Below are 25,886 nucleotides of genomic sequence, written 5' to 3' on the forward strand. Positions count from 1 at the left end.
GGGCAACGCGCACATGGCAGTAAATACTCCGCGTGATCCTCAAGATGTCGGCTATAAGTGGCCGACTGTGCTGGCGATAACTGTGCACGTTGCGATTGTCGTGTTTAGCTTAATCAGTTTGCCGACCCGCAACGCAGAGCCCGATAGCTCTTCGATTGTTCAAGCAACGCTGGTGAGTACAGAGACCTTTACCGACCAGGCTCAGCAGGCAACGGAACAACAAGCGGCGATGAATGCACCGGCTGAAGCGCCTACTGAGCCCGATGCACCAGCAGAGCCGTCGGCCAGTGAGCAGCAAGCCGCCGCCGAACAGCAAGCGGCCGAAGAAGCTGCCCAGCAGGCAGCCGAAGAGGAAGCGCAAGCATTAGAAGCCGCGCGAGAGGCAGCTGAAGCAGAGGCAGAGCGCCGGGCTCAAGAAGCGACAGAGCAGGCTGAGCAACAAGCCGCTGAGGCTGCTGAACGCGAGGCCGAGGCGGAAGCCGCTGCTGAGCGTCAACGTGAAGTCGAAGAGGCGCGCCGCCAGCAAGAGGCTGCCGAGCAGCAACGCCAGGAGGAGGCAGAAGCCGAACGTGCGCGTGAAGCGGCAGAGCAGCAGCGCCAGGAAGAGGAAGCAGCCGAACGTGAACGTGAAGCGGCAGAGCAGCAGCGCCAGGAAGAAGCAGAAGCCGAGCGTCAACGTGAAGCCGAAGAAGAGCGGCTTCGTGAAGAGGAGGCGGCCCAGCGAGAGCGAGAGGCGGAAGCTCAGCGTCAACGTGAGGCAGAAGAGCAGCAGCGCCGAGAAGCCGAAGCAGAGCGCCAACGCCAGGCTGCAGAAGCCGCAGAGGAGGCTATGCAACGACAGCTGGCGGGTGAGGCAGAAGCCGCGGCCAATGCTCAGCAGGCTGAGCAGGCAGCCAATAGCTTTATCAATATTGTCCGTCGCGCTGTTGAGCAGGCGTGGTTGATTCCTGCCGGTGCAAGTGATTCGATGAGTGCTACCCTACAAGTGAGGCTAGGACCGTCTGGAGAAGTATTGGCAACATCGATCGTGACATCCAGCGGCGATAGTGCTTTTGACCGGTCTGTGATGCAGGCCGTGGAACATGCTGCACCGTTTGGTGAATTGAGAGATTTACCAGCCGATCAGCAGCGTAATTTACGTCAGTTTAATCTGCGATTTACCCCGGGGGATGTTCGCTGATGCAAAGCTTGAGCAAAGTGTGGTTGTTCTGTGTGCTGCTGCTAGTCAGCAGTGTAGCGAGTGCCAATTTAACCATTGAAATCACGCGTGGCAGCGATCAAGCGCTGCCTATCGGCGTAGTACCGTTCGCAGGTTCAGACGGAATGCCCGAAGATGTTGCGCAGATTGTCCAAGATGACCTTGAGCGTAGTGGCTATTTTGATCCGCTAGAGCGTAGCGCGATGTTTGAACAGCCCAATCAATCTGACGATGTTCAATTCGATACTTGGCGTTCATTAGACGTACGCTACTTAGTCGTAGGTAGGGCAGAACAGACCAACGGCGGTTTTGAAATACAGTTTGAGCTGATGGATATTAGCGGTCAGCGCCGGATGATTGGTGAAACCGTGACGGTGAGAGGCAATGACTTGCGCGGTGCCGCTCACTATATCAGTGACCAAATCTTTGAAGCGATTACTGATATTCGTGGTGCGTTTTCAACTAAAATTGCCTATGTCACCGCACAGGGTATTGGTGACAACATGCAGTTCGGCCTGTACGTTGCCGATGCCGATGGACGTCGTAGTGAGCAAGTATTGACCTCTGACGAACCCATTATGTCGCCCGCATGGTCACCGGATGGCACAAAGCTTGCTTATGTTTCGTTTGAAACTGAGCGCCCAGCTATCTATATTCAAGATGTAGCAACAGGCCAGCGGATAAAAGCAACGTCATTTGATGGTATCAATGGCGCGCCAGCGTGGTCGCCTGATGGTCGTCGTATCGCGATGTCTCTCTCCAAAGACGGCCAGCCAGAAATCTATATTATGGATGTGGCTAACCGCTCAGTAGAGCGTATTACCAATAACAACAGCATTGATACTGAGCCTGCTTGGGCACCCGATGGTCGTAGCTTGCTGTTTACCTCTGATCGTAGTGGTGGCCCTCAGCTTTACCAGTATGCAATGGGGGGAGGAGAAGCCGAACGCTTGACGTTTACGGGTAATTACAATGCGCGCGGTCGCTACTCACCAGATGGCGAACAGATATTCTTGATCCACCGTTCAAGCAATGGCTATCAAGTGGCAAAGCAAGATCTAAGCGGTAACCGCTTGGTCGTACTTAGTGAATCAACAAGAGATGAATCTCCTAGTGTTGCGCCGAACGGGACCATGGTAATCTTCGCTACCCAACAGGGTAATAGTGGGGTGCTAAGTGCTGTTTCTGCCGATGGCCGCTCATCCTTTAGACTGCCATCAGCACAGGGCGATGTACGTGACCCAGCTTGGTCACCCTTCTTAAATTGATCGACACATCTGATTTACATCGAAATTTTTAGTTTTCAGGCAAGGAGTCTGATTATGCAACTTAAACCGTTGGCTCGCTCATTAGCAGCAGCGCTATCTATCGTGGTAATCGCTGGCTGTTCCAGCACCGGCGGAACCCAGGACGGTGACTCGTACGGTAGCCAGGATGGCAGTACTACCGGTTCCAGCACCTCTGGTACAGGTACGGGAAGTCAATATGGTTCTTCCTCAGGCTCTGGTTCTAGCTCAGGCCAGCAGGCTGATTCGCGTATTCCAGAAGTACGCACTATCTATTTCGATTACGACCGAGATACGATCAAGAGCGAATATGAGTCTGTCGTAATGTCGCATGCACGTTACTTGCGTGCCAACCCGAGCGCTCAGGTAGTTCTGCATGGGCATACGGATGAGCGCGGCACTCGTGAATACAACATGGCGTTGGGTGAGCGTCGTGCTAATGCTGTAGAGCGCTTCCTGAATATTCAGGGTGTGTCTCCTTCACAAATGAGCGTTGTCAGCTATGGTGAAGAGCGCCCGGCCGTTAATGGTCAAGACGAGAGCGCCTACTCGCAGAACCGTCGTGTTGTATTTAACTACTGAGCATTTAACGATTGAATGCTTAACCACTGATGAATTCGGCGTGCGGCTTATCGCACGCCGTTTACGTCTACGGAGTCATTATGAATCACAGTCTCAAGCGTTACGTTGAGAGGCTGTGCGGTGCGGGAGCCTTAGCGCTCCCGCTGTCCGTATTGCCTTTAATGGCCGTCGCTCAACAGCCGCTCGTCCAAGATCTTTCTAACTCTGACGCTTCCAGCAGCAGCTTCTATCAGCAGACGCAGCGTCAGGAAGCCTCCAGCGGTAATTTGGTGTTATTTAACCAGGTGCAGGAGCATCAGCAGGAAATCCAGCAACTGCGCGGTCAGATTGAAGAGTTGCGTCACCAGTTAGAGCAGCTACGTCGTCAATCACAGCAGCAGTATCTCGATATTGAAGACAGGCTAATGAGCAGTGGGCCAACGCAGATTGAGCAATCAACCCCAGCGGTTGAGCCTGAAGCTGCCGAGGAAGTGGTTAACGCCCCCTCTACTCGCAATGTCAGTGAGGATGCGCAAGCCGATTACCAGGCGGCCTTTGCACATGTTCAAGCACGCCGTTTTGAGGAAGCTATCGCGGCGTTTGAAACCTTTGTCAATGATCATCCTGATACCAGTTTAACGGCCAATGGCCACTATTGGCTGGGTGAGTTGTATTCAGCTGAAGGTGAATTGGACGCTGCTGACCAGGCGTTTAGCCGCGTCATTGACGAGTATAGCGGTAGCAGCAAAGTACCTGATGCGATCTATAAGTTAGGTTTAGTAAAAGCGCGTCAAGGCGAAGCGGAACGTAGCCGTGAGCTACTTGAGCGAGTGCGTGACGACTACCCGCAAAGCAGTGCCGCGGGCCTTGCCAGTGACTTTTTACGCCAGTCAGCAAGTTAAATTTTGCTCTTAATCGCTTCTAAGAATAGTTTCAAGGAATCAGCATGAGCTGCAAGATCGACTATCAACCAGCGCCCAACCTATTGGAAAATCGCATCGTGTTGGTAACCGGCGCAGGAGACGGGATTGGCCGTGCGGCAGCATTAAGCTATGCCCAGCATGGGGCCACCGTGATTCTATTGGGGCGCACCATTGCCAAATTAGAGCGTGTTTACGACGAAATAGAAGCGGCAGGCGGGCCTCAGCCTGCGATTTTCCCACTCAATTTTGAAGGCGCTACGCTCAAAGATTTTCATGATATGGCCGAAACGCTGGATCAGGAGTTTGGCCGCTTAGATGGCCTGTTACATAACGCTGGGCTATTAGGTCGCATTACGCCATTTGAGCAATATAACCCTGAGCTATGGCAGCAGGTGATGCAGGTCAATATCAATGGGCCTATCTGGATGACCCAAGCGTTATTGCCACTACTACAACAGTCTGAAGATGCCTCGGTAATCTTCACTTCCTCTAGCGTTGGTCGTAAAGGGCGAGCCTACTGGGGGGCTTATTCCGTCTCTAAATTTGCCACTGAAGGCTTTGTCGACGTATTGGCTGATGAGCTGAATAATCAGGCACATATTCGGGTGAATTCACTTAACCCAGGCGCCACACGCACCCAAATGCGGCGTACGGCGTTTCCCGGTGAAGACCCCTTCACACTACGTACGCCGGAAGAGATTATGCCGACCTACCTGTGGCTAATGGGGCCAGACAGCGCAGGCACCAGCGGGCAAAAGCTAGATGCCCAACCTCCCCGCACATAACCGTTTGTTTTGAAAAACGCGTCGATGCCCCCCGCCATCATGCTTGTCTAGAGCTTGAACTCGCCTAGGGCATCGACCAGCGCTGCACACTCTTCAAACCAAATGTCAGCTGGCCACTGTTGGTAGTCATCCTCTTCGCTGATATAGCCATAGCCAACCGCGACGGCGGTCATGCCGGCGGCGACGGCGGCCTCCATATCACGCACATGGTCACCGATGTACCAGCAATGTTTAGGGTCAACGCCAAGCCGGCGGGCAGCTTCCCAAAGCGGTTCAGGCGCTGGCTTTTTAACGCTGAGATCATCCGCACATAGCAATGCGCCAGGCTGCAGCAGCAGAGCTTCTAGTAGCGGCAAGGTATAGCGGCGCGGTTTATTGGTGACAATCCCCCACGGCCGCTGATCGCCATGCCACTCTTGTAGCCACACATCCAGCGGCGAGAAAACCCGGCTGTGTACCGCTACGGCTTGCTCATAAGCATCAAGCAGAAACTGGCGTGCTTGAGTGTGTCCATCAGCAGAGGCCTCTAAGCCCAGCGCTAGTGTAACCAGCGCACTGCCGCCATTAGATACTTGGCGGCGAATTACCTCAAAGGGTAGCGGCGCTAACCCATGGTGAGCACGCAGCGCATTGGTCGCTTCTGCCAAATCGGGGGCCGTATCTACCAACGTTCCGTCCAGGTCGAACAGTATTGCTTGAGGCGCTTGCATCGACATTTAATCGCTTACCTTGCGGCAGTACATCATGTAATTGACCGAAACATCATGGCTGACCAAGCGGTAGTGGCGGGTAAGCGGGTTGTAGGTCAGTCCCGTCTGTTCACGCACTTCTAAACCGCTGTGACGAGACCAAGCCGCCATTTCTGAAGGGCGAATAAATTTTGCATAATTATGCGTGCCTCGTGGCAGCAGTTTAAGCACATATTCGGCGCCTAAAATAGCGAACGCGTATGACTTAGCAGTCCGGTTCAACGTAGAGAAAAACACATAACCACCCGGGCGTACGAGGGCGCTGCAAGCACGAATGACGGAGGCAGGGTCCGGTACGTGCTCCAGCATTTCCATGCAAGTCACCACATCATAAAAACCAGGCTTCTGAACGGCCATGGCCTCCACGCTGATATGTTGGTAATCAACTTTTACGCCACGCTCTTCTGCGTGCAATCGGGCCACTGCTAACGGCGCTTCACCGAGATCAATGCCCGTCACCGTAGCACCACGGTGGGCCATTGATTCGCTTAAAATACCGCCGCCGCACCCTACATCGAGCACTTTTTTACCCGCCAACCCCGCACGCGCATCAATAAAGTCAAGACGTAAGGGATTAATATCATGAAGGGGTTTGAATTCACCCTGCGGATCCCACCAGCGGCTAGCAAGAGCCTCAAATTTGGCGACTTCTGCTGCATCGACATTGTCTTGATAGTGATGAGCAATGCTATCCTGTGGTGTCGCTTGCATAGTGTGACTCCCATAACTTTTGAACATTTAGCAAAATATTGACGTGTAGCCACTTGTTCGCCGTTGCGAGGTGGTATCCATCCACGCCTTCAGTATTATGGACATTCTAACCACTCCTGTGTCGGAACGCATGAAAAGGACCTCTTCTATGATTCGTAAAGCCGTACTTCCTGTTGCTGGGTTTGGTACTCGCTGCTTGCCAGCGTCGAAGGCTATTCCCAAGGAGATGATTACGATTGTCGATAGGCCGGTGATCCAGTATGTCGTTGAAGAGGCAATTGCCGCTGGTATCCGGGAGATTGTGCTGGTCACCAGTAGCAATAAAAGCGCTATCGAAAACCACTTCGATACCCATGCTGAGCTGGAAGCTAGCTTGGAAAAAAAGGGAAAGCATGAGCTTCTGACAATGTTGCGCAATTTAGTGCCTGACGACGTCAGCATTATTAGCATTCGTCAGGGCGTGCCGTTAGGGCTAGGCCATGCAGTGCTCTGTGCCCGCCCCATCCTTGGCGACGATGAACCTTTTGCGGTGCTATTGCCCGATGTGTTGGTCGATAATAGTGCCAACTCAGCAACGGACTTGGCCGGTATGTTAGCGGCCTATGATCAGCAGCAAACGGCGCAATTGATGGTGGAAGAGGTCGCCTGGGAGCAGGTGGAAAAATATGGCATCGTGGCGCCAGCAGGGGATGTGCCCGCTGCAAACGAGTCAGCCGATTTAGCCGGCATGGTGGAAAAACCCAAGCGTGATGCTGCACCCTCGAATTTAGCGGTCATAGGCCGTTATGCGCTACCAGGCCATATTTTCTCCATATTAGAAAAAACACCGCCCGGTGCCGGTGGTGAAATTCAGTTGACCGATGCGCTGGAAACACTACGAGAACAGTCCGGCGTCCAGGCATATCGTATGCAAGGGGTTACCTACGACTGTGGGCAGCCCTTAGGTTACCTTGAAGCCACACTCGCCTACGCACGCCGTCATCCTGAGTTTGGAGAAGCTTTCCAAACCCTGCTGTCACGATACCACCAGGGAGAGTAACGCATGCGGGTGTTACTTTACGGCAGCGAATTAAGCGCAGCGACGGCAGCCGCTGCGCTGGCTTGGGTGGGGCATCAGGTTCAGTGGTTACCCCACGCTGATGCGCCTTGGTCAGTGCTTTCTGAGGTGGACTGGTTACGCAGTGAACCTCATTTAATGACCCATCTTGAACAGGGCTTAGCAGAGGGTACCCTGCAGCTCATTGGGCAAATAGATGATGCCGCCATCCCAGAGGTGATTTGGATGGCGTTATCACCCTCACAGCGCAGTTCGGCCAGCGCACTACTTGAAAACCCGTTATTAGCGGATCAGCACGATATTGTGCTGGTTAATAACTCGACGTTTCCGGTAGGCGAGACCGAACGCCTGCATACATTAATGGGTGCCCAGCACTCCAGTGTGGCACTGCCCGATACGTTAGAAGAAGGCCGTGCATGGGACTCTTTCACACGCCCAACCCGGCGCTTGCTAGGCTGCGATGATGCGACGGGTGAGCAAGTCACCAGAGAGCTGTTACGCGCCTTTAATCGGCGTAGCGAAGTGTTTCAATGTATGCCTCGCCGCGCTGCGGAGTTAACCAAGCTGGCCATTAACGGCATGTTGGCCACACGTATCAGTTATATGAATGAAATCGCCGGTTTGGCTGATACTCTAGGCGTGGATGTCGAACATGTCCGCCAGGGGATGGGAGCCGATTCGCGTATCGGGTTTGAGTACCTGTACCCTGGGTGCGGTTTTGGAGGCCCTAACTTCTCCCGCGATTTGATTCGCTTGGCCGATGTGCAACTGCAGAGTGGCCGATATTCAGCGCTGCTTGAGCAGGTAATGGATATTAACGAACAGAAAAAAGAAACGCTGTTCCGCAAGCTGTGGTCCCATTTTTCCGGCGAAATGGCCGGAAAAACCGTGGCGATTTGGGGAGCTGCGTTCAAGCCCGGCACTGCACGCATTGACCACGCGCCCGTATTAACACTGCTTGAAGCACTTTGGGCGCAGGGAGTTAAGGTTCAGCTACACGACCCTGCCGCCGTACCAGCTCTCCATGCCCTGGTAGGCGAACGCGAAGATTTACGCACCTTTACTCATGACCCCTACCAAGCCTGTGAGGGCGCCGATGTACTGATGTTGGTAACAGAATGGAAAACCTATTGGAACCCAGACTGGCATCGGCTGGGCTCGTTATTAAACGCTAAGCTCGTATTAGATGGACGCAATATTTACGATCCTGAATTTGTTGCCAGCTGTGGATTAATGTATCGCGGGATAGGCCGTCGTGCTGACCCGAAGACTCTCTGAGGAACTGTTATGCCAGACGCCACTGCATCCTCTCGTATCGTACCCGATGTGGATCAAAGCTTGACGGCGCAGCATTTGCGCCACCGAAAGGGGCCTACTTTATGGCCGCTATGGCTATGCTTGTTATTAATCATTGCCCTATTGGGTGCGGCGGCGGCTGGACTTTGGTACGAACGTGAACGACTGTTAAATGAGTTACATCGGGTAAGCGGCGAAGTATCCAATGTTCATGCTCGCTTGGATTCGGATGACACCGATGTACAAGATACGATAACCTTTGTACAAGCTCAGATGTCGACGCTTTTTCAAGAGCAAGAGCAGCTGTCCATTGCGCTGAGCGATACTCGCGAAGAGTTGTACAGTCTGCTAACCATGAATGAGGACATGGCCTCTAGTGATTCGATCAATTCGTTGCTGCAGCAGTTGAACCAGCTTAATGAGCAAGCTGAGTTGCGTGATAGCCAGCTGTTGGCGATGCGGGAATCATTGAATGCCTTGGAACAGGCTGGGACCTCAGGACGGCGAAATTTGATTGAGGAAGTGTCCCACCTTGAGCAACTGACCGAACAACGCCTGTCCGAACTGGATAGTCAGGTCAGTAACATTAGCAGTGATTGGGAAGAGCAGTTATCAGCGCAAAGAAGCGCCATTGAGTCGCGCTTTGATGAGCTGGAGGCTTCTGTTGCTGAGATTGAAGCGTCACCGGATCAAGAGGCTCTGGCGGCATTAGAGCAGGAATGGTCGCAACGCTTGAATTCGCTAGAGAGTGATGTTCGACAAGTCCGTCAGGCACAGCTTGCCTTTAGTGCCCAGTTAGAAATGCTACGTTAAAAAGTAGCCAAGATAGTTGGGTAGTCAGGATAGTTGTATCGCATTGATGCGTTCTAGTGCGAAGAACATTCTATAAGTCGTTGAAGTAAATAGATAATGAAGCCGCTGATTTAGGTTAGGATAAAAATGTATGGGAAGACAACGGCGATGGACTTCAGCCACCGGTCGCACTGTGTTGGTAGTGCTACCACTATTATACGCATCACATGGGGCATGGGCGTTAGAGGCGAGCATCACGGGTGTTTCCGATGAGGTCGAAAGTAATATTCGAGCCTATCTACAGAACGTAGAGGCTGAGCAATACACCGAAGCACGTTTAGAAGGTGAGGTTCGTCAACGTACTGAAGAAGCCATGCGTGTGTATGGTTATTATGAGCCTGATATAACCTTTGAGCATACTGACGATGAGCTTGTATCGCTTGAGATTGAACCAGGGCCTCAAATTGAAATTGAAATTTTATCAATTAATGTCGAAGGCGACGCCAGTAACGACCCACCATTTCAACAAGCAGTAGAAGACTTCCCGCTGGAAGAGGGTGACGCACTGCGGCATGCCCCATGGGAGCGGCTGCGTGGTCAGTTTTCTGGTTTGGCTATCGAGCGGGGTTACTTTGACTGGGGCTTTACGGATCGACGTATGGAAGTCCGCCCGTATTTACAAAGTGCGCGCCTCTATATGGATTTTGACAGCGGCCCCCGCTATCAGTTTGGAGAGACTTCAATAACAGGTAGCCACATAGAGATCGACCGATTACTCCGTATACAGCCGTTTGAAAGAGGCGATCCCTATCTAGCGCAAACGCTAGCTGACTATAACCAATCGCTTGCAGAAACCGGCTGGTTTAGCTCAGTGTCAGTGCGGCCGCGACTTGAAACAGCGCAAGAGCTGGCGATTTCTCCGCCTGGTGGCGGAGACGCCTGGTGGAGCGAGGCGACTGCTTCCCAACCAGAGCGCCCACGAGTCACCGGCGCGGCTTTAACCAGTGCGCTAAGCATCAATAAGCCCAGTGATACGCAGTTACCTATTGATGTGAGTGTGGAGCCTGCTGATCGCCACCAGTTTGAAGTCGGCATTGGCTACGCTACCGATGTGGGGCCCCGTCTGCGTTTTGGTTGGGAACAACCATGGATCAATCGTTATGGTCATAGTCTTGACCACGACCTCTATTTATCCTCCCCGGAGCAGCGGTTTACCGGGGTATATAACGTTCCGCTAGAAGACCCGCTGCGTGATAGCTACCGGCTGCAATACGGTATCCGTAATATTGATGATAGTGATACCCAATCATTAGAAGGCACCGTTGAAGTGGCTCGGCGCTGGGAGTTTGATAACGATTGGGTTCAAACTCTGTACTTCCGTACCACTTATGAAGACTTCGAGCAGGGGGGCGAAGCCGATCAAGTATGGCTGTTTTATCCTGGTATTCAGTGGTCGCGAACCCGGACACGCCCTCAGCGCTTTCCATTATGGGGCGACCGTCAGCAGCTCTCTTTAGAGTACTCGGATAAGGTTTGGGGGTCGGATGCACAGTTCACACGCGTTACGGCCGATACGGAATGGATTCGCACTATCGGCAATGATAACCGCTTCCTGGCGCGAGTTAGCTTAGGCGCCATCGAAACCGATGACTTTGCCAAAATCCCACCTTCTTTACGCTTTTTTGCCGGTGGCGACCGCAGTGTGCGCGGCTACTCCTATGAAAGCCTTTCGCCACGCAATGAAGAAGGACGGCTACGGGGCGGCCAACAATTGCTGACCTCAACCCTTGAGTACCAACGGCGTGTCACGGGGGATTGGTGGGCAGCCACCTTCGTGGACAATGGCGATGCGTTTGATAACTGGGGACCTAACGATTTGAAAACAGGCGCCGGCGCCGGGGTGCGCTGGGTTTCACCGGTCGGGCCAATTCGCTTTGATATCGCACATCCTTTTGACCATGAAGACGATTGGCGTTTGCACTTTTCCATCGGACCGGAATTCTAGGAGAGAGATTTGCCTCAGGTTGAAACAGCGACATCTGATAAGCGCCAGCGACTATCACCCAAATACCGTACCTGGCTTCTGTTGTGGAGCCTTTGGCGCCTGATTATCGTATTGCCAATTTGGCTGTTTGGGATTGCGGCGCTGCTTGTTGGGGTAGCATTATCGCCTTGGGGCACTGGTGTATTGCTCTCTCAGGGGGAGCAGCGGGACTTATTCACCTATGCACACCATGAAGGTGGGCTGCTTGATCATTTTCTGGTCGAAGATTTCCAATTGCAGTTGGGTGAAACCCGTATCACCGTGGATGAATTTGAGCTTGCGTGGGCGGATGACTGCGTCCTGGCGGGCCGGTTATGCATCGACACGCTTCGCGTGGTAGGCGCTGATGTTCGTTTAGGTGCATCGGGCGAACAGGAGCCGCCGCCAGAAGAAGAGGGGGCGCCACTCGCTATTCGTTTTCCCTTCCCGATCGAGCTACGTTCGCTACAGCTTGACGATGTCAGCCTACGCCTTGCCGACGGCACCGAGATCAAATGGCGCTCGTTAAGCTCAGCGGCTGTTGCCGAAGGCAACCAAGTGCGTCTTGAACCGACCCACTTGGAGCAACCGCGCCTTTATTTGCCACCATCGGCAGGCGTGTTACTGACGCAAGCCACTGAAACACCACTTTCTGCTGAGGCTATCGATGCCGCTATATTGCTCCGCGAACCGCAAGACGAGGCCGTACTGGCAGTAGAGTCTCCAGAAGAGCAGTTAGAAACACGAGAACGGCTGGAATTACCTGACATTACCTTGCCGGTGGATATTCAAATACCCGAATTTACGCTTAACGATTTTCGCCTGGAAGGCGCCACTGAGTATCACGTGGAACGCCTTCAGCTTGGACTGATGACCGAGGGCGACCGCGTTGAGTTAACCGAACTTGCTGTCGTTACCCCAGACGCTGAGGCTGAATTAACCGCAAAGGCGACTTTAAGCAACAGTTACCCACTTGAAGCTCGTTTGAACGTAGAGCTTTTTTTAGCTGAGAGGTTTCCTGAGCTCGATGGCGAGATCTTGACATTAACGCTGTCTGGCCCACTCGATGCCCTTGAAGCACAGTTGGAAGCATCCGGCGCGGTAAACGCGTCGTTAAACGGCCAAGTAGACGCCCTAGCCCCTACACTGCCATTTCAAGTGCAGTTACAAAGTGACCAGGTCCAGTGGCCGCTCTCCGTTGACGAAACGGCGCAAGCTAACGGCGACGGGGCCACCGACCCTTATGTGGTCGATGAGCTGGATATACAGGTGACCGGAAGCCTGAGTGAGTATAGCGCTCAGCTCGCGATGGCCGTTGAGGGCCCCAGCGTACCGCGTACCCAGATTAACGTCAGCGGTGAGGGTGACCTTGAACACTTTAGCTGGCAGCCGCTTACTCTGGCCGTAGGCGAAAGCTCCCTGCGCAGTGAAGGCACCGTTAGCTGGTTAGCTCCCTTGCAGGTTAAGGCGAGTATCCGTTTGGATCAGTTCGACCCCTCTCACTTCGTGGATCAGTTAGACGGCAGTCTGAATGGCGATATTGAATTTTCCTTGTTCCAGCAAGAGAGCCCGCAAGGTGCCGTGTGGGCTGTCAGCGTACCCAACTTGGCGATTGATGGTGTCCTGCGCGACTACCCCCTGACACTGCAGGCAGCTCTGGACGCCAACAGCAATATGGAGCTGGATATTAAACAGCTGCTGTTTACCCAGGGGGATAACCGGTTGGAAGCGGCAGGCCAAATCAGCGAACAGGCAATGTCGTTAAATGCCGACATTGCGCTACGCCAACTGCAAACCCTCTCACCAGATCTAGCGGGTAACATTGTGGGAACGCTGGAGGCTAGCGGTAGTTTTGATCAGCCGCAATTGCTGGCTGACTTACAAGGTGATGGCGTGCGTTTCGGCGAAAATCGCATTGAACGGCTCACGCTAAATGCCGATGTGCAGGGAATCGATGATCCTACCCTTGATGTGCAACTGGCCCTACAAAACGTCAATGCCGTTGGCCAGGCGCTGTCTGCCATGAACGTTAATTTAGCCGGGCGTCTCTCAGAGCACCGTCTTGAGCTTAATGCCCAGGGTACGGACAACAACGTATTAAGTCGCGCGCAACTCGCCCTTGATGGGCGTTTTGATCAGCCGAATCAATTGTATCAGGCTCGGGTAACGCCACTGGAAATCGATTCCGAAGCTGGCGATATTCGCCTTGAAGCACCCTTGGATCTCCGTTACAACTTGGCCGGCGGTCAGGCGAACCTTTCATCCTTCTGCCTACGTCGTGAGCAGGGCGGCTTGGTCTGTTCTGAAGAGGAAATAAATGCTTCGGCGCAACAGGGCAACGCCGTCCTTTCATTACGTGAAGTGCCTATGGAAATGCTGGAGCCTTTTTTACCCGAAGAGTGGCAGTTAGAAGGCGACACAACGGCGGATATTAACGTTAATTGGCGCCAGGGCGGTGCACAGTGGCAGGCAAATCTACAGGTGCTAAGTGAACTCGCAGTAACGGCCATCAATGATTATGGTCAGCCCGTGCAACTGCCAGAAATCAATTTAGACGCCCAGATTGAGGCTAACCAAGCACAAGCGGATGCCAATGTAACGCTTTCCCTTGCCGAGGCAGGCGATCTAAACCTGGATTTATCGATCAATGATCCACTAGGGGCAGGCGAGCTAGATGGGGAGCTGCGTGCAAACGATGTTTCGCTGCAACCTTATCGCCCTATGCTCGTCGGGATGGATCAATTGGAAGGAGATCTGACAGGTAGAGTGCAAATTTCGGGCACTACCGATCAGCCCGGCTTGCAGGGCCAGCTTGGGTTGCGTGAAATTCGTGTAAACGGTCCTGATATTCCCGTTGACGTACAAGATGGAGAGTTGCTGGTTTCCTTTGATGGTGAGCAGGGCGATATTGACGGTTATCTGGCGGCCGAGCGCGGGCGTTTGGAAATCACCGGTGATGCTTACTGGCCAAGCGGTGACGACTGGCGCATTGGCGTCGATCTAAATGCTGTTCAAGAGCCTATTCTGATCGTATTACCACAGTTTGGTCGTCTAGAAGCGGCGCCTGATGTTCGTGTTCGTGTGACCCCAGAAAGGCTGCAAGTAAGGGGAGATATCAACTTACCCTGGGCAAGACTGGAAATTGGCGATATGCCGTCTTCGGCAGTTACGCCTAGCGGTGATGAAGTGATTATCACCGAGCGCGACGATCGGCAGGCAGAAATTGAGGCACAGCGTGCTGCCGCCAATGGTGATGAGCCTAGCGCTGCAGATGAACTATCCGCTACCGGCATGGCCCTTGATGTGCTGGTCACGCTAACGCTGGGCAGTGATATGCAGCTATCGGCCTACGGCTTAGAATCCGGATTGGGAGGTTCATTAGAAATTCGCCAAAGTGGCGGTGCATTACAGCTATTTGGCGATGTCAATTTAGTTGATGGGCGCTTCCAGGCGTTCGGTCAAGACTTGGTCATTCGCCGCGGTGAACTACTGTTTAGCGGGCCCCCTGGGCTACCTACCCTCGACTTTGAGGCCATCCGTCATCCCGACGTCACCGAAGATGACGTTATTGCTGGCCTGCGTGTCACCGGTAATGCCGAAGCCCCCAATGTACTGATCTTCTCCGAACCAGCAATGGATGAAACGCGCGCACTTTCATACCTACTACGGGGACGCGCCCCGGATGCCTCCGGTGGTGGGGTGGATAGCGCACTGACCACGGCGTTGATTGGTATGTCATTAGGACGCACCGGTGGCGCAGTGGGCTCAATTGGCGAGGCTTTCGGCATTGATGACTTAACCCTGGATACCACCGGCGCAGGCGATGACAGCCAAGTCGCCGTCAGTGGTCAATTGACCGACGACCTTAGGATTAGTTACGGCGTGGGAATTTTCTCGCCGATTGCAGAACTAACACTACGCTATACGCTGTGGCGTAATCTTTATCTTCAGGCCGTATCGGGTGCCAATCAGGCGGTGGACTTGATCTACACCTTTACCCGTTCCGGTGACCCAAAAATCTTACAGCAGCAATGAGTGAGGGCGATATGTCGCTATTTTCTTCTTCAAGTACCAGTCGTGTATTGCCTGGCCGTGATACCCCTATAGAGACCAGCGATGTTCACACCATCAGCGGGCATTCGTTGCATCCATCGTTTTCAGAGGGCCATGAAGAGATTGTGCTGGGAATGGGCTGCTTCTGGGGTGTTGAACGGCTGTTTTGGCAATTGCCCGGCGTCTATGTGACCGCGGCAGGTTATGCCGGTGGTGAAACGCCCAACCCCACCTATGATGAGACCTGCACGGGGCGTACCGGCCACACCGAGGTGGTGAGGGTGGTCTACGATCCTAAGCAGGTCGACCTGGAATCGCTGCTACAGGTGTTCTGGGAACAGCACGATCCTACCCAGGGAAATCGCCAGGGCAACGATATTGGATCGCAGTATCGTTCAGCTATTTTCACCACCAGCGAGGCTCAGCAAGCAGCCGCTGAACAGAGCGCGTCCGCCTTTCAGCAGGCGCTCAACAAGGCAGGCAAAGGGCAAATCACTACCGAAATAAAACCGCTTGAAGCGTTTTATTATGCAGAGGCTTACCATCAGCAGTATCTCGATAAAAACCCCAATGGCTACTGCGGCCTAAAAGGCACCGGTGTGACGTGTCCGATAGGCTAAAAGCGAGTTTTAACCAAGCTAACCAGCGCATTATAAAGGAAGCCATTATGCAGCAGCGTTATCACCGAAAGCGGGCTTTCCAGCGTAGCGCGATAGGCAGCACTTTGGTACTGCTACTGTGTGCGCCGTTATCCTGGGCGAGCGAGGAGGCCACTAGCGAGCTTTCGATGCCTCAAACCGTTGGCGACACTCAGTTCGCCAGCGAGCGTGAAGCAGTGATGTGGCGCCAGCAAGAGCTCAAAGATATTGAAAGCCTGGTTCGTCAGCTGCGTTTTGACTTAATTAACAATCAAGATGTAGAGGCTGCCGCCCCGCGCTTAACGGAACTCCAAGAGCGTACGACTGCCCAGCAGTTACTACCTGCCTTTATTGAGGGTACGCATGGCGGTGGTTCTGAGGCGCGCGCCTCTATTTGGGAAGAGTGGAATGAGTTTGCCGCTGGCTTTACTGACCTTGAGGATAAAATCACTCAGTTGGTTGAGGTCGCCGAACAGGGGGATACCCGTAACACGGCGCGAGCACTTTCAGAGGTAGGCGCTAGCTGCAAGAGTTGCCATCGCGCCTACCGTTATGACTAGCGTCTCAGTAGGCGCTAAAAGAGAGACTTAATCGCCTGATTGTATGCGGTCAATGCGGTAAAGCGTTTCCACTTGCTCTAAGCCACTGATGGTGCAATTCAGGTCTTTAACACGACCATCACTTAAACCGTAAACCCAGCCATGTACCGAGATTTGCTGCCCGCGCTGCCAGGCGCGCTGCAAAATCTTGGTACGGCACAAGCTATTCACCTGCGCTTTAACGTTGAGCTCGCACATACGGTCAATTTGGTCTTCCAGAGGAAGATGATCTAGCGAATCACGGTGACGGTTGTACTGTTCGCGAACCGAATGTAGCCAATAATCAACTACGCCGCATTCGCCTCCCATCATGGCGGCCTTAATGCCTCCACAACCATAGTGTCCGACAATCATAATATGGCTGACTTTAAGCACATCCACCGCGTACTGAACCACCGACAGGGCGTTCATATCCGTATGGTGGAGCAGGTTCGCTACATTGCGATGAACGAAGACTTCCCCAGGCGGCAGCGCAATAATTTGATTGGCGGGCACACGGCTATCCGAACAGCCAATCCATAAATAGTCAGGGTTTTGCTGACTCGAAAGCCGTTTAAAGTAGTCGGGGTCCTCTTCGCACATGCGCTCAGCCCAGGCACGATTGTTATCGAGAAGCGTCGAGATAGAGTCAGACATAGAGTCTCCAGCAAGATTAAATAGAGTTAAGTCGCTGATCGAAAAGCGGAATAATAAATCTTAGTCAGTATAAGGGATTGGACAGTATAAAATAGCAGCAAATGGTTTTAACCTCCCCCGACAGTCAGGTCAATATCCTTGTTTGGCCGTCAGGGGTAGGAATATTTAACTTCACAGGAGTAAACGATGGCAGACGTTTCCGAATACGAATATGACCTCCTGGTGATTGGTGCAGGCTCCGGTGGCGTGCGTGCTGCGCGTATGGCAGCCGCCGCCGGTGCCAGAGTAGCGATTGCCGAAGACCGATACCTGGGGGGGACCTGTGTCAACGTTGGCTGTGTGCCCAAAAAACTTTACTCATACGCCGCCCATTTTCACGACAGCTTTGATGACTCGGCCGGTTTTGGCTGGCAGTTGCCTGGCCCGGCCAGCTTTGACTGGGCGACGCTGCGTGATAATAAAATAAGCGAAATCAAACGGCTAAACGGTATTTATCAGCGCATGCTGGAAGGCGCCGGGGTAACACTTTTTAATGCCCGAGCTCGGCTGGCTGATGCGAATACAGTGACGTTGAGCGGAGAGCATGGTGATATTTCGATAAGCGCAGAAAAAATCCTGGTGGCCACGGGTGGGTGGCCATGGGTGCCCGATTTTCCGGGTAGTGAATATGCGCTGGACTCCAACCAAATCTTTGATCTTGATACGTTTCCCAAGCGCTTTTTAGTTTTGGGTGGCGGTTACATCGCGGTCGAGTTCTCCAGTATTTTCAACGGGCTTGGCAGCGAGACACACCTCATCTACCGTGGCGAACTGTTCCTGAAAGGATTTGATCAACAGGTTCGTGAATTCACTTGTGCCGAAATGGAAAGAAAAGGGGTCAACCTCCACTTCAACACCAATATTGAGCGTATTGAAGCCACCCAGAATGCCTACAACGTTCATCTAACCGATGGGCAGGTAATGGAAGTCGATGTGGTGCTGGCGGCAACTGGGCGCAAAGCTAATATAAAAGACCTGGGTCTGGAGGCGCTGGGTATTAACCTGAATGAGCAGGGCAAGATCCCTGTCAACGATCGTTTTGAAACGGCGCAACCGTCGATTCTTGCGCTAGGCGACTTAATCGCCGGCCCTGAACTGACGCCTGTGGCTTTGGCAGAAGCGATGCAGCTGGTGGATGTCCACTTTGCCGACACCGTCCCCCAGCCGCTCGATTACACCACGATTCCAACCGCTGTTTTTTGCCACCCTAACATCGGTACGGTAGGGCTCTCCGAAGAGGCGGCACGTGAAAAATTCACCAATATCCGCGTTTATAGCACCAATTTTCGGGCCATGAAGCACACCTTGTCGGGTAGCCAAGAGCGCACCTTAATGAAATTGGTGGTAGACGATGCCACTGATGTGGTGGTCGGGGCCCATATGGTGGGCGACGACGCAGGTGAAATCATTCAGGGTATCGCTATCGCGGTAAGGGCAGGCCTTACCAAGCATGACTTTGACCGCACTGTGGGTATCCACCCAACGGGAGCAGAGGAGTTCGTCACCATGCGTACGCTAACGCGTACTTGATTCGTTGCTTATGTTGCTGAGCTGGATGCCCTTTAAGACATCACATGTGAAAACAGATTTAGGTGTGCCCGTTGGCACGCCTTTTTTTGTCGGCGAGTTGGGCTATTCTAAATCAGTAAAGACGGATTTGAGCGCGAGCAGATAGCTAACAAGCCGTCTCTCATAACAAAAAATTATGGAAAGTAGGGTGGTGAATAATATGGTTTTTGAATTGCTCATAATCAGCTGTTATAATAATCATCAAATTCGCTACAGCGAAGCATAACTATGAGTACGCCCATACAACCGTTTACCCCCTCTGCTGACTTGGCCAGGCCTACAGTGGCTGACGCTGTCGTTGGTCATGCAGAGACACCGCTGTTTATTCGCAAACCTAATGCGGATGATGGCTGGGGAGTGTACGAGCTTATCAAAGCCTGCCCGCCGCTGGATGTGAATTCTGCCTACGCCTATTTGTTACTCGCTACACAGTTTCGTGATACCTGTGCAGTCGCTACCAATGAAGAGGGTGAAATCGTTGGCTTTGTATCGGGCTATGTGAAGGATAATGCCCCGGATACTTATTTCTTATGGCAAGTGGCCGTCGGCGAAAAAGCACGCGGTACGGGGCTCGCGCGCCGCTTGGTCGAAGCGATTATGTCGCGCCCCGAGCTTGACGATGTGCATCATCTTGAAACCACGATCACGCCAGACAATCTAGCCTCTTGGGGCTTATTTCGTCGCTTGGCGGCGCGCTGGCATGCGCCGCTCAATAGCCGCGAATATTTCTCTACCGAACAGCTCGGAGGGGAGCATGACCCGGAAAACCTGGTTCGTATCGGTCCGTTCCAAACAGACCGAATCTAATACGTGCGTTTAATCGTCAATAGCACGTAGTGAACATACTGTTTTTCCCGCTCATGTTGCTCCGGGCTAGCAACGCCTAATGGCAAAATGATTGACCAAGGAGGTCGCAATGCAGACCCAGACGCTTGAACGCATGGAATCCAATGTACGTACTTATTCTCGTTCATTCCCGGTGGTGTTTACCAAAGCGCAAAATGCGCGCCTAACCGATGAGAACGGCCGTGAGTACATTGATTTCCTCGCCGGCGCGGGCACGCTTAACTACGGCCACAATAATCCGCACATGAAGCAGGCAATGATTGATTACCTGTCAACGGACGGTGTTGTGCACGGTCTGGATATGTGGACCAATGCCAAGCGCGATTATTTAGAAACGCTTGAAGAAGTAATCTTCAAGCCACGCGGTCTCGACTACAAAGTACATCTGCCGGGGCCGACTGGCACCAACGCTGTCGAAGCCGCTATTCGCCTGGCCCGTGTTGCTAAAGGCCGTCACAACATCGTGACGTTCACCAATGGCTTCCACGGTGTAACGATGGGCGCTTTGGCTACCACCGGTAACCGTAAGTTCCGTGAAGCCACGGGGGGTATCCCGACGCAGGGTGCCAGCTTCCTGCCCTATGATGGCTACATGGGCGAGCATACCGACACGCTGGATTACTTTGAAAAACTGCTGGGCGACAAATCCGGCGGCCTGGACGTTCCCGCTGGTGTTATTATTGAGACCGTGCAAGGCGAGGGCGGTATCAACGTGGCAGGCCTGGAGTGGCTGAAGCGTTTGGAAAATATTTGCCGCGCCCATGATATTTTACTGATTATCGATGATATCCAGGCAGGTTGTGGTCGTACCGGTAAGTTCTTCAGCTTTGAGCATGCAGGCATTACGCCAGACATTATTACCAACTCGAAGTCACTCTCTGGCTTTGGTCTGCCATTTGCGCATGTGTTGATGCGTCCAGAACTGGATAAGTGGAAACCGGGCCAATATAACGGCACCTTCCGTGGCTTCAGCTTAGCGATGGTGACAGCCACCGCCGCGTTAAAAAAATATTGGACCAACGATACCTTTGAGCGTGATGTTCAGCGCAAAGGGCGTATTGTAGAAGAGCGTTTCCAGAAGCTTGCGGCACTGCTGACTGAGAGCGGCATGCCTGCCACTGAACGTGGGCGTGGTTTGATGCGTGGCATTGACGTGGTATCGGGAGATATCGCTGATAAAATTACCAGCAAAGCGTTTGAGCACGGCTTGATAATTGAAACCAGTGGTCAGGACGGTGAAGTCGTTAAGTGTCTGTGCCCACTGACCATCAGCGATGAAGACCTGCTGAAAGGCCTGGATATTCTGGAAATGTGCGTGAAAGCTGTTGCTAGCGAGTAATTTGGCGTTAGGATAAAGCGTAAAATCACACCCGTTTCGTTAGGGAAACTGCGGCTGGTAATCGCTAGCCGCTAAGCTACGGAGTACTTCTATGATCGTTCGTAATCTCGAAGAAGCGCGCAAAACAGAACGCCTAGTCACCGCTGAAAATGGTAATTGGGACAGCACACGTCTTGTTTTGGCCAATGATAACGCTGGTTTCTCGTTCCATATTACCCGCATTTTCCCCGGTACTGAGACCCACATTCATTACAAAAACCACTACGAAGCGGTGTTTTGCTATGAAGGTGAAGGCGAGGTGGAAACCCTGGCCGACGGTAAAATCTGGCCGATCAAAGCAGGCGATATTTATCTGTTAGATCAGCACGATGAGCACCTGTTGCGCGGTAAAGAAAAAGGAATGACGGTTGCTTGTGTCTTTACACCGCCGATTACCGGCAACGAAGTCCACCAGGAAGACGGTTCATACGCAGCAGAATAGAAAACGCTATTTAGAAAGTAGTTATGAAATCGTCAGCTTGAAATGAAAAAAGCAGCCTGCTGAATAGCGGGCTGCTTTTTTAGCTAGGTGCCGAGTTTTGTGACTATTGACCTGTTTTCTCAAAAACTAGGGTGATTTCACCCAGCGTTAAGCCGAATTTTCGCATAGCCGTTCGATTGATCAAGCGGCCATCCGGTTGCAGGTACATCCAGTCATCCATGGTAAACGTAATCATCCGCCCGTCGATAGCAATCTCTAACGGGTAACGCATATGGAAAGCATGACCATATTGACGAGCTTCAACGTGACCCTCCACGTCGCTGGCGGTGCCAACCCAGTGATGCGCGTCGATACGTTCAAACGTCCATACCCGTCGGTCGGTTTCACCATCTGAAAACATGAAGGACTCATCCAGCGTTAGTGTGTCGGCCTCGTAGGTGCCCTGGATTTCCACCGTGAAGCGGCGCTGTACCTCACCAGAATAATCCTGCACCATGCCCCAGGCTCGCGTAGTCCCTGTAAAGTACTCGGCAATATCCAAGCGGGGCTCTGAATCAGCGTAATCTTCGATATCAACACCCACACAGCCAGCCAGCAGGAAGAGCAGTGTGAAAAAGCTTATGCGCAGCGAATGGATCATGGCATCATTTCCTATATTAAAATGGACTCAGGTACAGCTATGGTAAAATATTTTAACAGCATAGAGCAGCTAAGCTGTTGTAGCTACTACGTCTTCTTTGGGTTCGCTTAATATATATTATGTTAAATAAGGTAAATTGTGTTTCTGAATAATCGTGATGACGTTGGACACTAGTCGCCCATCTCCTTATTATTCCCCCCACCTATTTGTCCAAGGATATCTCTCGTTATGCGCCCAGGTGTTTTGTGGCTAATAGCTAGCTTGTCGCTTTCAATCGCAGGCTGTGCAGCAACCCAGCCAGAAACGAATGAACCGCCTCCCTTAAGCGAAGCGTCTTTCAATACTCGTATCCTTGAATTAGAGAGCCAATTGGCGCAGCAATGCGCCACCCGTTCTGAGCTTCAGACACGCCAACTTGATCAGCAGCAGGTACTCACTGCCGACGTGCGTGAAGTCGGTAGTTTGTTACGTTCGCTACGTCAAGATGTTCAGCAGTTAGAAGCCCGTGGTGAAGAACCTGTCATCATCCGCGAAGAGTGTGAAGTTGATGAGACGCTAAGCACGAAAACGTTACTGGGTCGTAGTGAATGGGTTGGTTTTCCAAGCCTGGGCACTTACCTCAAGGCACGTGTCGATTCAGGAGCTAACACCTCATCGCTGTCAGCCGACGAAATCACCCGCTTTGAGCGTGACGGTGAAGACTGGGTGCGTTTCAAACTAGCACTAAACGACGACGATGTGGCCGTTGAGTCACAGCGTGATGAATGGGTCGAGGCGCCTATTGTGCGTCGGGTTCGTATTCTTCAAGCTTCTGGTGAAGAATCCCGCCCAGTTATTTCATTATTAATGACGTTGGGACCTATCCGCGAAAACGTCGAGTTCACGCTGAATGACCGCTCACATTTAGAGTATCCGGTGCTACTGGGCCGGCGCTTCTTAATGGATATCGCGGTAATAGACGTCGCCGATACCTACTTACATGACCGTCCCGAGTTTCCTGGTGGCGAGCCAGCCGATCAAGCTGCTGAAGATGAAGCAGTTGATGACGACGATACAGAAGAGTAACTGCTCTCCCCTGGCGCTTTACGTAGAAAGGAATCTCCATGTCACGGTTAATGTTTTATATCATTGTCGGCTTGCTGTTGGTCGCGGGTATTGCCACCAGCATACATCGCCATGTGCAGTTTGAAATCCCCTGGCTCCCCGGTGAACAACGCCAAGTCTGGGAGATTGAAGCGGGCATAAACTTCAATGCTCAAGATGGCCCTGTGCAAGTCGACTTGGCGCTGCCTTCTCATCAGGCTGGTTATCGGGTATTAACCGAAAATACAGCATCATCAGGGTATGGCTTGGCCTACCAGGCAGATGAGCTAGGCCGTACCGCGCAGTGGACGATTCGCGAAGCGGCTGGCAGCCAAACGCTGTACTACTCCGTTCAAATGCTGGTATCGCAAGATGCCCGAGCACCGGTGCAAACGCCGCCTGAAATGGCTCCTATAACGCCATGGGAAAGCCCCTATGACACGGCGGCTAGCCAGCTGATCGAACAAGCCTGGGCTCGCAGCGCCAATAACGCGACGTTTGCCCGGGAATTGATCCGAGATGTGAATGGTGAGCGTCAGGGCGAAAACGCGCGTCTTCTGTTATCTCAGGAAAACCCAGCAGCGCTGGTGGTCCGCTTGCTCAACCAAGCGGGCGTATTAGCGCGCGAAGTAAGCGGACTGCTATTGGAAGATGGACGTCGCCGCCAAACACTTAGTAGTTGGATTCAAGTGTTTGACGAGTCTGGTGAACAGTGGGCCATTTTTCATCCGCTGACAGGCGAGCAAGGCAAACCCGAAAACCTACTGTTGTGGGAAACAGGCGGTCGAGCCGTCTTAGAAGTACAAGGTGGCACCAACTCTCGGGTTACCTTCTCAATGATGACCCACGATCAGCCGGCTTCAGCCGCGGTGCGCAATCACTATTCCGAAGACACGCTGCTGAATTTCTCCATTCATAGCCTGCCGTTGGAAGAACAGGCGCTATTCCAGACTATTCTGCTGATTCCGATTGGCGCGTTAATGGTGGTGTTTTTACGTGTCTTGGTAGGCATAAAGACATCCGGTACCTTCATGCCGGTTTTGATCGCCCTCGCCTTCATTCAGACCACCCTGCCCACTGGCCTTATCGGTTTCCTGCTTATCGTTGCGGTCGGGCTGATTATCCGTAACTACCTCTCTTACTTGAACTTGCTGCTGGTGGCCAGGGTCTCCGCGGTCATCATCACGGTGATCGCGATCATTTCTATCTTTACTGTACTGGCCTATCGCATGGGGCTGAGTGCTGGCTTAACGATTACCTTCTTCCCGATGATCATCCTTGCCTGGACTATCGAGCGGATGTCGATTCTATGGGAAGAGGAAGGTCCTAAGCAGGTATTGATCCAGGGTGGCGGCAGCTTGATCACCGCCGTCCTTGCCTATCTGGCGATGAACAATCCCTGGGTACGCCATATCACGTTCAACTTCTTAGGCGTGCAGTTGATACTCATGGCGTTGATCTTGCTGCTGGGTAATTACACTGGCTACCGACTGTTGGAGTTACGCCGCTTTAAGCCAATTATTGATGATGAGAAACCATCATGAGTTGGTTCAACAACTGGACGTGGCCCACGCGCTTGCGTGATAAAGGCATCATTGGCATGAATCGGCGTAATATCCGCTACATTGGCCGTTATAACAGCCGCCGACTCTATCCCTTGGTGGACGATAAACTTAAGACCAAACTGCTCGCCCAGCAATATGGGATAACGTCGCCAGAATTGATCGGCACTGTGACCACCCAGTTCGGGGTTAAGCACATCGGCGACATGCTCACGGGCCATGCAGGCTTTGTTATCAAGCCTGCTAAAGGTAGCGGCGGCAAAGGAATTTTGGTGATTGAAAAGGTCGAAGATAATGCCTTTATCAAGCCAAGTGGTGCCAAGCTAACCCTCACCGATGTTGAGCGGCACGTCTCTAATATTCTTTCCGGTCTCTACTCATTGGGCGGCTCGCCCGATGTGGCGGTGATTGAGACGCTGATCAATTTCGATGAAAGCCTGATGGATTACACCTACGAGGGGGTGCCCGATATCCGGGTGATCGTCTTTAAGGGCTATCCCGTTATGGCCATGATGCGGCTTTCCACCGCCGCCTCTGATGGCAAGGCAAACTTGCACCAGGGTGCCGTGGGAGTGGGGCTAAACATTGCAACGGGGGCTGCACTACGCGCCGTTCAGTTTGACCGGCCCTGCTTTAGTCATCCCGATACGGGTCACGACTTGGCAAGCTTAGTGGTGCCTCAGTGGGAAACGCTGCTGAACCTGGCCGCGGGCTGTTATGAAATGACTGGCCTGGGGTATCTCGGTACGGATATGGTGTTGGATCGCAAGCATGGGCCGATGCTGCTTGAACTGAATGCACGCCCCGGCCTAGCCATTCAAATGACCAATGGGGAAGGTTTGCGCCGTCGCCTGGATCTAATTGAGCGGCAGCCGGATGGCGTGCCTGCCAAACAGCGTGTCGCCTTTTCCCAACACCATTTCGCGCGGCAAAGTGAGCTGGTAGAAAGCCCTGACACCACCTCTTCCAGCGCGTAGACTGGCGATAAGAGCCTATTGACGAGAGCCTAGGCTAACCACG

23 protein-coding genes are annotated in these 25,886 nt (G+C 52.8%); 19 read left to right on the plus strand and 4 right to left on the minus strand.

Annotated features, from left to right (window positions below):
• The first annotated feature begins 13 nt into the window (after positions 1-13).
• From tolA to Q3Y66_RS09505, 5 genes are all read left to right on the plus strand, one after another.
• Entirely contained in the window at positions 14-1,180 is a 1,167-nt protein-coding gene (tolA, locus tag Q3Y66_RS09485) for a cell envelope integrity protein TolA (protein WP_139041551.1), read from the plus strand.
• Positions 1,180-2,466 carry a Tol-Pal system beta propeller repeat protein TolB gene (gene tolB, locus Q3Y66_RS09490; RefSeq protein ID WP_008957978.1) on the plus strand — a complete coding sequence of 429 codons (1,287 nt, stop codon included), beginning with the start codon at positions 1,180-1,182 and terminating at the stop codon, positions 2,464-2,466. Before tolA ends, tolB begins: the two co-directional genes overlap by 1 nt.
• Before the next feature lie 54 nt (positions 2,467-2,520).
• Complete coding sequence (gene pal / locus Q3Y66_RS09495) at positions 2,521-3,066, plus strand: peptidoglycan-associated lipoprotein Pal (RefSeq protein ID WP_008957977.1); 546 nt, start codon at positions 2,521-2,523, stop codon at positions 3,064-3,066.
• 80 nt (positions 3,067-3,146) lie between these two features.
• Positions 3,147-3,947, plus strand: coding sequence for a tol-pal system protein YbgF (gene ybgF, locus Q3Y66_RS09500; RefSeq protein ID WP_008957976.1), 801 nt, complete (start codon positions 3,147-3,149; stop codon positions 3,945-3,947).
• Between the two features lie 44 nt (positions 3,948-3,991).
• Positions 3,992-4,753: a YciK family oxidoreductase gene (locus tag Q3Y66_RS09505; RefSeq protein ID WP_008957975.1), complete on the plus strand. Its 762-nt coding sequence runs from the start codon at positions 3,992-3,994 to the stop codon at positions 4,751-4,753.
• A gap of 47 nt (positions 4,754-4,800) precedes the next feature.
• Here the strand turns inward: Q3Y66_RS09505 and Q3Y66_RS09510 are convergent, their stop codons facing one another.
• On the minus strand, positions 4,801-5,469 hold the full coding sequence (locus tag Q3Y66_RS09510; RefSeq protein ID WP_008957974.1) for an HAD-IA family hydrolase: 669 nt from the start codon (positions 5,467-5,469) through the stop codon (positions 4,801-4,803).
• Positions 5,470-6,213, minus strand: a complete 744-nt coding sequence (ubiG, locus tag Q3Y66_RS09515) for a bifunctional 2-polyprenyl-6-hydroxyphenol methylase/3-demethylubiquinol 3-O-methyltransferase UbiG (RefSeq protein WP_008957973.1) — start codon at positions 6,211-6,213, stop codon at positions 5,470-5,472.
• 148 nt (positions 6,214-6,361) lie between these two features.
• On the opposite strand from ubiG, the gene galU reads away from it, so the two are divergent.
• The 7 genes from galU to Q3Y66_RS09550 all read left to right on the plus strand — a co-directional run bounded on the left by galU (position 6,362) and on the right by Q3Y66_RS09550 (position 16,632).
• Complete coding sequence (gene galU, locus Q3Y66_RS09520; RefSeq protein ID WP_008957972.1) at positions 6,362-7,252, plus strand: UTP--glucose-1-phosphate uridylyltransferase GalU; 891 nt, start codon at positions 6,362-6,364, stop codon at positions 7,250-7,252.
• A 3-nt stretch (positions 7,253-7,255) separates the two neighbouring features.
• A complete protein-coding gene (locus Q3Y66_RS09525) occupies positions 7,256-8,548 on the plus strand; it encodes a nucleotide sugar dehydrogenase (protein WP_008957971.1) in 1,293 nt (430 codons plus the stop codon).
• A gap of 9 nt (positions 8,549-8,557) precedes the next feature.
• Complete coding sequence (locus tag Q3Y66_RS09530) at positions 8,558-9,379, plus strand: hypothetical protein (protein WP_008957970.1); 822 nt, start codon at positions 8,558-8,560, stop codon at positions 9,377-9,379.
• A gap of 130 nt (positions 9,380-9,509) precedes the next feature.
• On the plus strand, positions 9,510-11,363 hold the full coding sequence (locus Q3Y66_RS09535; RefSeq protein WP_008957969.1) for an autotransporter assembly complex family protein: 1,854 nt from the start codon (positions 9,510-9,512) through the stop codon (positions 11,361-11,363).
• A 9-nt stretch (positions 11,364-11,372) separates the two neighbouring features.
• On the plus strand, positions 11,373-15,416 hold the full coding sequence (locus Q3Y66_RS09540) for a translocation/assembly module TamB domain-containing protein (protein ID WP_008957968.1): 4,044 nt from the start codon (positions 11,373-11,375) through the stop codon (positions 15,414-15,416).
• An 11-nt stretch (positions 15,417-15,427) separates the two neighbouring features.
• Positions 15,428-16,054: a peptide-methionine (S)-S-oxide reductase MsrA gene (msrA, locus tag Q3Y66_RS09545; RefSeq protein ID WP_008957967.1), complete on the plus strand. Its 627-nt coding sequence runs from the start codon at positions 15,428-15,430 to the stop codon at positions 16,052-16,054.
• 47 nt (positions 16,055-16,101) lie between these two features.
• On the plus strand, positions 16,102-16,632 hold the full coding sequence (locus Q3Y66_RS09550) for a cytochrome c (RefSeq protein ID WP_008957966.1): 531 nt from the start codon (positions 16,102-16,104) through the stop codon (positions 16,630-16,632).
• 27 nt (positions 16,633-16,659) lie between these two features.
• On the opposite strand, the gene can is transcribed toward Q3Y66_RS09550, so the two are convergent.
• Complete coding sequence (gene can, locus Q3Y66_RS09555; RefSeq protein ID WP_008957965.1) at positions 16,660-17,307, minus strand: carbonate dehydratase; 648 nt, start codon at positions 17,305-17,307, stop codon at positions 16,660-16,662.
• 186 nt (positions 17,308-17,493) lie between these two features.
• On the opposite strand from can, the gene gorA reads away from it, so the two are divergent.
• The 4 genes from gorA (at position 17,494) to Q3Y66_RS09575 (ending at position 21,581) form a co-directional block, all read left to right on the plus strand.
• Positions 17,494-18,876: a glutathione-disulfide reductase gene (gene gorA / locus Q3Y66_RS09560; RefSeq protein ID WP_008957964.1), complete on the plus strand. Its 1,383-nt coding sequence runs from the start codon at positions 17,494-17,496 to the stop codon at positions 18,874-18,876.
• 267 nt (positions 18,877-19,143) lie between these two features.
• A complete protein-coding gene (gene ectA, locus Q3Y66_RS09565; RefSeq protein WP_008957963.1) occupies positions 19,144-19,722 on the plus strand; it encodes a diaminobutyrate acetyltransferase in 579 nt (192 codons plus the stop codon).
• Positions 19,723-19,831: 109 nt separating this feature from the next.
• Complete coding sequence (gene ectB / locus Q3Y66_RS09570; protein ID WP_008957962.1) at positions 19,832-21,100, plus strand: diaminobutyrate--2-oxoglutarate transaminase; 1,269 nt, start codon at positions 19,832-19,834, stop codon at positions 21,098-21,100.
• A 91-nt stretch (positions 21,101-21,191) separates the two neighbouring features.
• Entirely contained in the window at positions 21,192-21,581 is a 390-nt protein-coding gene (locus tag Q3Y66_RS09575) for an ectoine synthase (protein ID WP_008957961.1), read from the plus strand.
• A gap of 103 nt (positions 21,582-21,684) precedes the next feature.
• On the opposite strand, the gene Q3Y66_RS09580 is transcribed toward Q3Y66_RS09575, so the two are convergent.
• Positions 21,685-22,221, minus strand: coding sequence for a DUF3833 domain-containing protein (locus Q3Y66_RS09580; RefSeq protein ID WP_008957960.1), 537 nt, complete (start codon positions 22,219-22,221; stop codon positions 21,685-21,687).
• Between the two features lie 228 nt (positions 22,222-22,449).
• Here Q3Y66_RS09580 and Q3Y66_RS09585 point away from each other — a divergent pair, with 228 nt between their 5' ends.
• From Q3Y66_RS09585 to Q3Y66_RS09595, 3 genes are read left to right on the plus strand one after another with little or no spacing between them, the layout of a single operon-like run.
• Positions 22,450-23,286 carry an ATP-dependent zinc protease gene (locus tag Q3Y66_RS09585; protein WP_008957959.1) on the plus strand — a complete coding sequence of 279 codons (837 nt, stop codon included), beginning with the start codon at positions 22,450-22,452 and terminating at the stop codon, positions 23,284-23,286.
• A 38-nt stretch (positions 23,287-23,324) separates the two neighbouring features.
• Complete coding sequence (locus Q3Y66_RS09590) at positions 23,325-24,848, plus strand: inactive transglutaminase family protein (RefSeq protein ID WP_008957958.1); 1,524 nt, start codon at positions 23,325-23,327, stop codon at positions 24,846-24,848.
• Positions 24,845-25,843 carry an alpha-L-glutamate ligase-like protein gene (locus tag Q3Y66_RS09595; protein ID WP_008957957.1) on the plus strand — a complete coding sequence of 333 codons (999 nt, stop codon included), beginning with the start codon at positions 24,845-24,847 and terminating at the stop codon, positions 25,841-25,843. The genes Q3Y66_RS09590 and Q3Y66_RS09595 overlap by 4 nt, the downstream gene beginning before the upstream one ends.
• The last annotated feature ends 43 nt before the right edge of the window (positions 25,844-25,886 follow it).

The sequence above is a fragment of the Halomonas sp. HAL1 genome (assembly GCF_030544485.1).
GTDB lineage: Bacteria > Pseudomonadota > Gammaproteobacteria > Pseudomonadales > Halomonadaceae > Vreelandella > Vreelandella arctica.